Source organism: Mycolicibacter icosiumassiliensis (genome assembly GCF_900078685.2).
Classification (GTDB): domain Bacteria; phylum Actinomycetota; class Actinomycetes; order Mycobacteriales; family Mycobacteriaceae; genus Mycobacterium; species Mycobacterium icosiumassiliensis.
On sequence record NZ_LT546170.1, the window covers coordinates 759,447 to 767,555 of the forward strand.

Genomic DNA, 8,109 nt, shown 5'->3' on the forward strand with positions numbered 1-8,109 from the left:
CGCAGCCCGCAACCTCCATTCCGCATTTTTCTCAGTTGTTATTAGTAATTCTCCGAAGAAATCGTTATCTTGGCCACATCAGTCGCCGAAGCGACCATGGAGAGGGGTCTACCCGCAGATGACTCGTCAGTGCGGCACGAAGCGGAATCGTCGGGTTGCCGGGCTGGGCACGGCGGTGGGGGCATTTCTGGCGTTCGGGGTGACGCCGCTGGCATCGGCGCCGGTGGCGTCCGCCGAGGGCTTCGGCGACGTGTTCGACATGGCGGTGGCGCCCTTTGTGGATGCGACTACTGGCGCGCTGGATTGGGATGCGGTGTTCAGCCCGGCGGCCTGGGACGCGTTCTTCGACCCGGCCCACTGGGACGACGTGCTGGCCGGCGCGGCTGTGGGGTCGGCGAGCTTCGTCCTCCCGGACCCGACGACGTTGATGGACAACTGGGTGTACACCCCGCTGTACGCCGGTATCGATTGGCTGGTCAACAGCTCTTGGTTGGCGCCGATCGTCGACGGGGCCAACCACTTCAGTGAGGCGCTGGGGTTGGGCCAGATGCTCGGCGACGGTGCGGCGGGTACAGCGGAGTCTGCCGCTGGTGGCGCGGGGGGCTGGCTGTTCGGTGATGGCGGGGCCGGCTGGGACAACACCGAGGTCAACGGTGTCGGTGGTGCCGGGGGAGCGGCCGGATTCTTCGGCAACGGCGGTGTTGGCGGCAGGGCAGTGGGCGCTGGGCTTGATGGAAATAGTGGGGACGGCGGCGCGGGAGGCGCAGGCGGTGCCGCAGGTATCGGTGGCATCGGGCATGAGTATGTAAGCCATGTTGGCGGAACCGGAGGACGCGGAGGAATCGGCGGTGCCGGCGGTACCGGCGGTAATGGCGGTGCCGCTACGGGAACAGGGCATGCCGGAAATGGTGGCGCCGGGGGCGCTGGGAGCGTCGGGGGAACCGGCGGCGTGGCTGAAGGCGTTACCAGCAACAGCGGTGGCGCCGGAGGAACCGGCGGCTTGGGCGGCAATGGCGGTGCCGGTGGCCAGACCACCGGATCAGGAAATGCCGGCAATGGCGGCGCCGGAGGTGTCGGAGGCGGCGGCGGTACCGGTGGTGTAGGCCGCGCTAATGGAGACGGCGGTGCTGCAGGCCAAGGGGGGGCAGGCGGAATCGGCGGTGGCTCAACGGGCTCCGGTAACGCTGGTGCCGGCGGTGTCGGCGGCCGGGGTGGAGCGGGCGGCACAAATGGGACCGCATACGGCAACGGAGGTAACGGTGGCAAAGGCGGTGCCGGCGGCGACGGTGGTACCGCCGAAGGATCGGGTAGTGGCGGCGCCGGTGGCTCAGGGGGTAGGGGTGGCGCAGGCGGGAACGGTACCAGTGACCAGAAGTATGTGGATGGGCGATACGGCGGCAATGGGGGAGATGGCGGTAACGGTGGCAAGGGTGGGAACGCACTCGGTGCCGGCAACGCCGGCAACGGTGGATCTGGGGGGGCCAGCGGCGACGGCGGCAACGGCGCCAGTGGCGGTGGTGCCGGGGGGGCGGGCGGCTTCTTCGGCATCGGCGGGGCTGGCGGTGCCGGCGGCGAGGGCGGGGCCGGTGGTGTCGGCGGGACCGGTGGTTGGTACATGGGCGTCGGTGGCGCCGGTGGTGACGGTGGCGACGGACTGAACGGCGGCGTCGGTGGCGCCGGCGGCGCTGGGATCGGCTGGATGCTGGGTATCGGTGGCGCCGGTGGTGACGGCGGCGACGGCAGCCACATCGGCGGCAACGGTGGTGACGGCGGCAACGGCTCGATGTGGTTCGGCAGCGGCGGGGACGGCGGAGATGCCGGAAACGGCGTCTACCAAGCACAGGGTGATCTGCCCGCCCTGGGTGGGGCCGGCGGCGTCGCCGGTTCGATGGGCACTCACGGCGCGGTTGGCCACTTCGGCACGCTGGAGGGCTCCCCGGCGAAGGCTCCGGCAGAACTCGGCACCGCCGGTCAATGGATCGTGGATATGGACGGCCGGGTGGTGATCCTGCACGGTGTCAACCAGGTGTACAAGTCGCCTCCGTTCACCCCCGGCGGCAACGGCTTCGGCGACGACGACGCCGCATTCCTGGCTGCCAACGGCTTCACCTCGGTGCGGCTGGGCGTGTACTGGTCTGAGATTGAGCCGCAGCCCGGGGTGTACGACTTCGCCTACCTGGAATCGGTCAGGGAGACCATCGCCGCTCTCAAGGCGCACGGCATCGTCAGCGTCATCGATATGCACCAGGACCTCTACAACCAGGAGATCGGTGGCCAGGGCGCGCCGGACTGGGCGACACTGTTCAACCCCAAGGACAGCGATACCGGCCATCCGTTCCCGTTCGTCTACGCCCTCAACCCGGCGCAGAATCAGGCTTGGGATGCGTTCTGGAACAACCAGAAGGCGGACGGCATCGGGCTGCAGAACGCCTATGCCCGGATGTGGCAGACCGTCGCCGACTACCTGGGCGGCACCCCCGGCGTGGTCGGCTACGAGATCATGAACGAGCCGTGGCCCGGCGCGTCGTGGTTGGGCAGCCTGCTCGGCGACTCGCACTTCGACACCCAGACGCTGACGCCCTTCTACGACCAGGTGATCGCGGCGATCCGGTCGGTGGACTCCAGCACCACGGTGTACTACGAGCCGAACGTGTTGTTCGGCAACGCAATCGGGTTCACCCACCTAGGCAAGGTCGACGACGACAACGCCGTCTTCGCGTTCCACGACTACTGCATCTTCGACGCCCTCGGCGGCGGCAGCGCCACCGGCTGCTCACTGTGGGACGGCTGGATCAACGACGGCGCACAGCAGTACAGCGACCGCTACGACGTCCCCGCAGTGGTCACCGAATTCGGCGCCACCCACAACATCCCGACCATTGCCAGCCAGCTGAATTCGATCAACCCCCACATGTTCGGCTGGCTGTACTGGGGCTACACCAACGAGGCGGGCTCGCTGGTGCACAACACCAACCTGCCGCCGACCGGCAGCAACGTCGACGAGCCGATCGTGGCGGCGCTGGCCCAGCCGTACCCGCAGGTGATCGCCGGAATCCCGAACAGCTGGTCGTTCTCGGGTGGTGTCTTCTCGTTCAGCTACTCCACGGCGATGGCCCCGTGAGCCCGGTCGCCGGCGGTTAGCGAGGCTCGACGCAGGAGAGCCGAAGCTGGACCGCCGCATCCGACCGAGCGGTTAGCTGGCTCGACGCAGGAGAGCCGAAGCTGGACCGCCGCATCCGACCGCGCGGCTAATGCAGCCAACTCAAATGGTCGGCGAGCAGCGCGTACCCGACGAACGCCACGGTGTCGATCAGCGCGTGCGCCAGGACCAGCGGCCACAGCCGTCCGGTGCGCTGCCAGGTGTAGCCAAACACCAGGCCCATGGCGACATTGCCCAGCCCGGCGCCGAAACCTTGATAGAGGTGGTAGGCGCCGCGGAGTAGGGCGGAACAGGCCAGCGCCACGCGCGGCGAAACCCGTAGCTGCCGGAGCCGGGTCAGCAGGTAGCCGACCACGATCACTTCCTCGGCGAACGCGTTGGCGAACGCGATCACGATCAGCATCGGAGCGCGCCACCAGGTGTCGTTGATCGCCGCGGGAATGACGTCGGCGTTGAGGCCCAGGCTCCGTGCCAGCAGGTACAGGCCCAGGCCGGGCAGTCCGATCAGAGCCGCCAGACCGAGTGCGCCGGCCAGGTCGGTGCGGCTGGGCCGACTGCTTAGCCCGATGCGGGCGGGCCCGACGCCGCTGCGCCACAACAGATAGATAGCCAGCGCACCCCAGGCGATCAGCTGTACGGCCCAGGCGGCATTGAGGCCGAGGTCGATCAGGTCGAAGTAGGACCGGCGCGGGTTCAGGGCGATCCGCTGGGCGCTGAGGTCACGCAGTACCGCGTCGGCGAGCTGCAGAATCGCGGTGACGGCGCTGAGTCCGTAGGTGACCGCCAGTACCAGGATGATCTCCAGGCGCAGGGCACGCCGCGGGGCCTGGGGCTCGGTCACACTGAGCCACGGTAGCCGCCGGGTTGATGGCTGGGCTTATGGCGGCGACCTGCTTCGCCCGGCTTCGCCACGCTTGCAATCGCCGCTACTGCTCCTGGCGGCGGGCCTGCAGCCCGTTGAGAAACGGGCAGCCCATCAGTGCGCGCACCGCCCGGTTCAAGCTCAGCACATCCTCGACCGGCCGCGGGAAGCTCAGCCGGACGTCGCGGTCCCCGTCGGGGGCCTCCACCCGCAACCACATGCCGTAGCGGTCCACGGCCAGTGGGCGGGCCTGTCCGCGGCGCAGCTGCGGCGGCAGTTTGGCGGCGGCGAGTCGGGCGACCATGTCGGGGTGCGCCGAGTCCAGGTGCTGCAGCCAATGCGCCTCGATCGCGCAGAACGGATCGGGGCGGGCGGCCAGCAGCTCATGCACGTCGACCGCCTCGGCTCCCGAGGCGTCGGCCAGCACCGCCGACTCGGGCGTCAGCCGCAGCAGGGCGTAGTCGACATCGGAATCGCTGCTGTCCGGTGCGCCCCCATCGCGGCAGTGAGATACCGAGCGCGGCGAGACCACCTGGAGCAGAGCAGGATTCGGGTCCACCGCCGCGATCCGGTCAAGGAGTATGGAGATCTCGCGGTCGGGCACCGGGCGCAGCAGGCCCCGGATCCACACCAGCGCACGCACTCGTTCGCGCAGCTGCAGCGGTGCATGATCGGTCAGCTCCAGCATCGCCTGCACGCCGGACTCAGCCGCGGCCTGCGCGACCGGGTCCTCGACGGGAACCGCGACCACCAGAGATCCGTCCCGCAGCAGGTGGCAGACCGGTGCGTTGACCGGTGCGGCGTCTGCGGCGTCGGCGATCGCCAAGAGGGCTTGACCCCGGATACAGGCGCTGCGAATCCGCTCGGCGGACGTCGGGACGGTTGCTGCTGTAGTCGGGGCCATCAATCACCTTTCGAAGTGAGGTAAGCCTAACTTAATTAATGACCCCGATGGGCGCAACAGGAATGGCGGAATCCGATCGCGCTGCCGCCTCCCGCCGAACGTGACGGTGGCGGCACCTTCGAGGGGCGAACGTGTAGCTGACTTCGCGCTCGCACCGCCGGTGAGCGCGTCGGCGGGCCGCGGCCGATAGGGTTGTCCGGTGACCCGCATCAGCTATCTCGGCCCGGCGGGGACCTTCACCGAAGCGGCGCTGCTCGCGTTGACGGGCGCCGGACGGGTTCCCGGCGCCGACCTTCAACCGGTGCCGGCCGAGAGCACGCCGGCCGCGCTCGAGGCGGTGCGCTCCGGCGCCGCCGACTACGCGTGTGTGCCGATCGAGAACTCGATCGAGGGCGGGGTGACGCCCACCCTGGACGGGCTCGCGGTCGGGTCGCCGTTACAGATATTCGCCGAAACCGCCCTGGACGTCTCGTTCTCGGTCGTTGTCGCGCCGGGCCGCGGCGAGGCGGACATTCGTACGGTGGCCGCCCATCCGGTGGCGGGCGCCCAGCTGCGGCGCTGGCTAGCCGAGCACCTACCCGGGGCTCAGATCGTACCCGCCAACTCCAATGCCGCTGCGGCGCAGCAGGTCTACGACGGTGAGGTGGATGCCGGGGTGAGTACCGCGCTGGCTGCTCGGCAGCGCGGGCTGGTGACGCTGGCCGAGGGTGTCATCGACGAACCCAACGCCCGAACGCGCTTCGTGCTGGTGGGCCCCCCGGCGTCGCCGCCGGCGCGCACCGGCTCCGACCGAACGTCGGTGGTGCTGCGCCTCGACAACGCGCCCGGAGCGCTGGCGGCAGCCCTGACCGAGTTCGGAAGTCGAGGAATCGATCTGACGCGCATCGAGTCCCGGCCGACCCGCACCGAGCTGGGCACCTACCTGTTCTTCCTGGACTGCGTCGGACACATCGACGACGAAGCGGTCGCCGAGGCGCTGCAGGCCCTGCGCCGCAGCTGCGCCGACGTCCGTTACCTGGGCTCCTGGCCTATCGGGCCCGCGGCTCGATGCGGGGCGGTCTCGTGAGCGGGCGGCTGGTGCTGCTGCGCCACGGGCAGTCCTACGGCAACGTCGACCGTCGACTCGACACCCGCCCACCGGGTTCGGAGCTGACCCCGCTCGGCCGTGACCAGGCCAGGGCGTTCGCCGCCGAGGGCATCCACCGTCCGATTCTGGTCGCCCATTCGGTGGCCACCCGCGCCGTTCAGACCGCCGCGGAGATCAGCGGCCGGCTCGGCGTGACCGCCCGCGCGCTCGACGGCATCCACGAGGTACAGGCCGGTGAGCTGGAGAACCGCAGCGACGACGAAGCGATCGCCGAGTTCAACGCGATCTATCAACGTTGGCACTCCGGCGAGCCGGGAGTCGCCTTGCCCGGCGGCGAGTCGGCCGAACAGGTGCTCGACCGCTACCTACCGGTCGTCACCGACCTGCGGATGCGCTACCTCGACGATGACGACTGGACCGGGGACATCGTCGTCGTCAGCCACGGCGCGGCGATTCGCCTGGCGGCAGCGACGCTGGCGGGTGTGGACGGCAGCTTCGTGCTGGAGAACCACCTGGAGAACGCCACCGCCGTGGTGCTGGCCCCGATCACCGACGGCCGGTGGAGCTGTGTGCAGTGGGGCTCGTTGACGCCGCCGTTCTATCCCGAACCGCACCCGGATCCCGTCGGCGACGCGCTGCGGTCTGACACCGACCCGATGGGCTAGACGGCCAGCGCGTACACCTGCGCGCAGCGGCACCCGACCGCCTCGCAGTCCAGCGCGAACGAGTGTGGCAGTACCTCGCCCGGGCAACCGTCCTCGGTGCACTCCGCAGCCTGCTGTACGTGGTGGATGAGGGTGCCGTGGCAGTGCTCCAGCCCCGCCCGGCAGTCTCGGCATTCGACGGTGTTGGTCATCAGCGCCATCATCCACCACGGATCGTTGTTCGCGGCCTGTTCTCGAAGCGTGTCGGGCACCCGACGCTGCTCCACCTGGGCGCTCCCTAGTTCATTTTACCGGGCGTCCTGCCGCCTCTCCGGCATAGATTCCGCACGTCAATATATAGGTAATCATTACTGTTTGGCCGCGGGATAGGTCGGACCTCCCAGGTTTCCTGAGAGCTTGAGAAGTGATCTTGCTCGCACGAAAATTTTTTAAATTTCTTATATCCGCAGGAAGCCGTGCGCTTTGGTCCAGGTTGAGGCCGTGATCGCGACCGAAACTGGCCACCTTAAGGCGGCCAACCCACCTAGCTACTGGTTTAATGCTTGCTGAGAAAGGCCAGTCGCACGTCGGCCGAAGAAACAAACAGGGGAGTAATCAGCAAATGACTCAAGGTCACGGCGCTCGTTCGAGCAAGATCCGTCGGCGCGCAGCTGCCGCAGGCACCGCAGTCGGGGCATTTCTGGCACTGGGGATGACCCCGTTGGCCGTTACGCCGGCGGCGCACGCGGAGGTCGACTTCGACTTCGGGCTCGACACGATGTTCGACGCGCTCTTGCAGCCGCTGGGTTTTGACATCAGCGACTTGACGCTGAGTGACGTTCCGATGCCCGCCGCCGACTACGGCTTCCCGGATGACCCGTTCGGCTTCATCAACGAAACCGTGTGGGAGATCTACGGCGGCATCTACGGCGGCATTCACAGCATCGGCGACATGGTGATGCCGCTGTTCGACATCGTCAACCCGCTCTTTGCCTTCGGTGGCGCGTGCGGCCTGGTCTGCGACGGCGCCGGCGCCTACCTGAACAGCGACGGCGACCTGGTGGCGGCGACCAACGGTGGTTGGTTGTTCGGTGATGGTGGCAGCGGCATTGTCTGGGCCAACCCCGACGACCATTCGCTCGGCCAGCTGGCCGGCTCTGAAGGTGGCACTGCGTACCTGATCGGTAATGGCGGCGTCGGCGGTGCTGGCGCTAACGCGACCTTCGACGGTGAGGCCGGCACGGCGGCTGCAGCCGGCTTCGGCGGCGGTAACGGCGGCATCCTGATGGGCAACGGTGGTGTCGGTGGCCTCGGCGGCAACGGCCTTGATGGCGCCCTCGCGGCCTACACCTCGGGTGGTAATGGCGGCGTCGGTGGCGCGGCGGGCTTCTTGTTCGGTGACGGTGGAGCGGGCGGCGTCGGTGGTAACGGCGGCACCGGTGCCGCGGGAAC

The 8,109-nt window shown here is 68.6% G+C and carries 6 protein-coding genes and 1 pseudogene; 4 read left to right on the forward strand and 3 right to left on the reverse strand.

Going from position 1 to position 8,109, the window contains the following annotated elements:
* Nucleotides 1–118: 118 nt before the first annotated feature.
* A complete protein-coding gene (locus BN4346_RS49590) occupies nucleotides 119–3,121 on the forward strand; it encodes a glycoside hydrolase family 5 protein (RefSeq protein WP_154677683.1) in 3,003 nt (1,000 codons plus the stop codon).
* 127 nt (nucleotides 3,122–3,248) lie between these two features.
* On the opposite strand, the gene BN4346_RS46220 is transcribed toward BN4346_RS49590, so the two are convergent.
* Together BN4346_RS46220 and BN4346_RS46225 are read right to left on the reverse strand one after the other, a co-directional pair.
* Entirely contained in the window at nucleotides 3,249–4,001 is a 753-nt protein-coding gene (locus BN4346_RS46220) for a CPBP family intramembrane glutamic endopeptidase (protein WP_067976964.1), read from the reverse strand.
* Between the two features lie 85 nt (nucleotides 4,002–4,086).
* On the reverse strand, nucleotides 4,087–4,926 hold the full coding sequence (locus BN4346_RS46225) for a DUF2470 domain-containing protein (RefSeq protein ID WP_067976965.1): 840 nt from the start codon (nucleotides 4,924–4,926) through the stop codon (nucleotides 4,087–4,089).
* Nucleotides 4,927–5,125: 199 nt separating this feature from the next.
* Between BN4346_RS46225 and pheA the strand changes: the two genes are divergently transcribed.
* Both pheA and BN4346_RS46235 read left to right on the forward strand, forming a co-directional pair.
* Complete coding sequence (gene pheA / locus BN4346_RS46230) at nucleotides 5,126–5,992, forward strand: prephenate dehydratase (protein WP_067976966.1); 867 nt, start codon at nucleotides 5,126–5,128, stop codon at nucleotides 5,990–5,992.
* Nucleotides 5,989–6,678 carry a histidine phosphatase family protein gene (locus tag BN4346_RS46235; RefSeq protein ID WP_067976990.1) on the forward strand — a complete coding sequence of 230 codons (690 nt, stop codon included), beginning with the start codon at nucleotides 5,989–5,991 and terminating at the stop codon, nucleotides 6,676–6,678. Before pheA ends, BN4346_RS46235 begins: the two co-directional genes overlap by 4 nt.
* On the opposite strand, the gene BN4346_RS46240 is transcribed toward BN4346_RS46235, so the two are convergent.
* Nucleotides 6,675–6,944 carry a hypothetical protein gene (locus BN4346_RS46240; protein ID WP_407695160.1) on the reverse strand — a complete coding sequence of 90 codons (270 nt, stop codon included), beginning with the start codon at nucleotides 6,942–6,944 and terminating at the stop codon, nucleotides 6,675–6,677. The genes BN4346_RS46235 and BN4346_RS46240 overlap by 4 nt on opposite strands.
* Nucleotides 6,945–7,279: 335 nt before the next feature.
* On the opposite strand from BN4346_RS46240, the pseudogene BN4346_RS48335 reads away from it, so the two are divergent.
* A pseudogene (locus tag BN4346_RS48335) lies at nucleotides 7,280–8,109 on the forward strand (hypothetical protein); the annotation flags it as partial.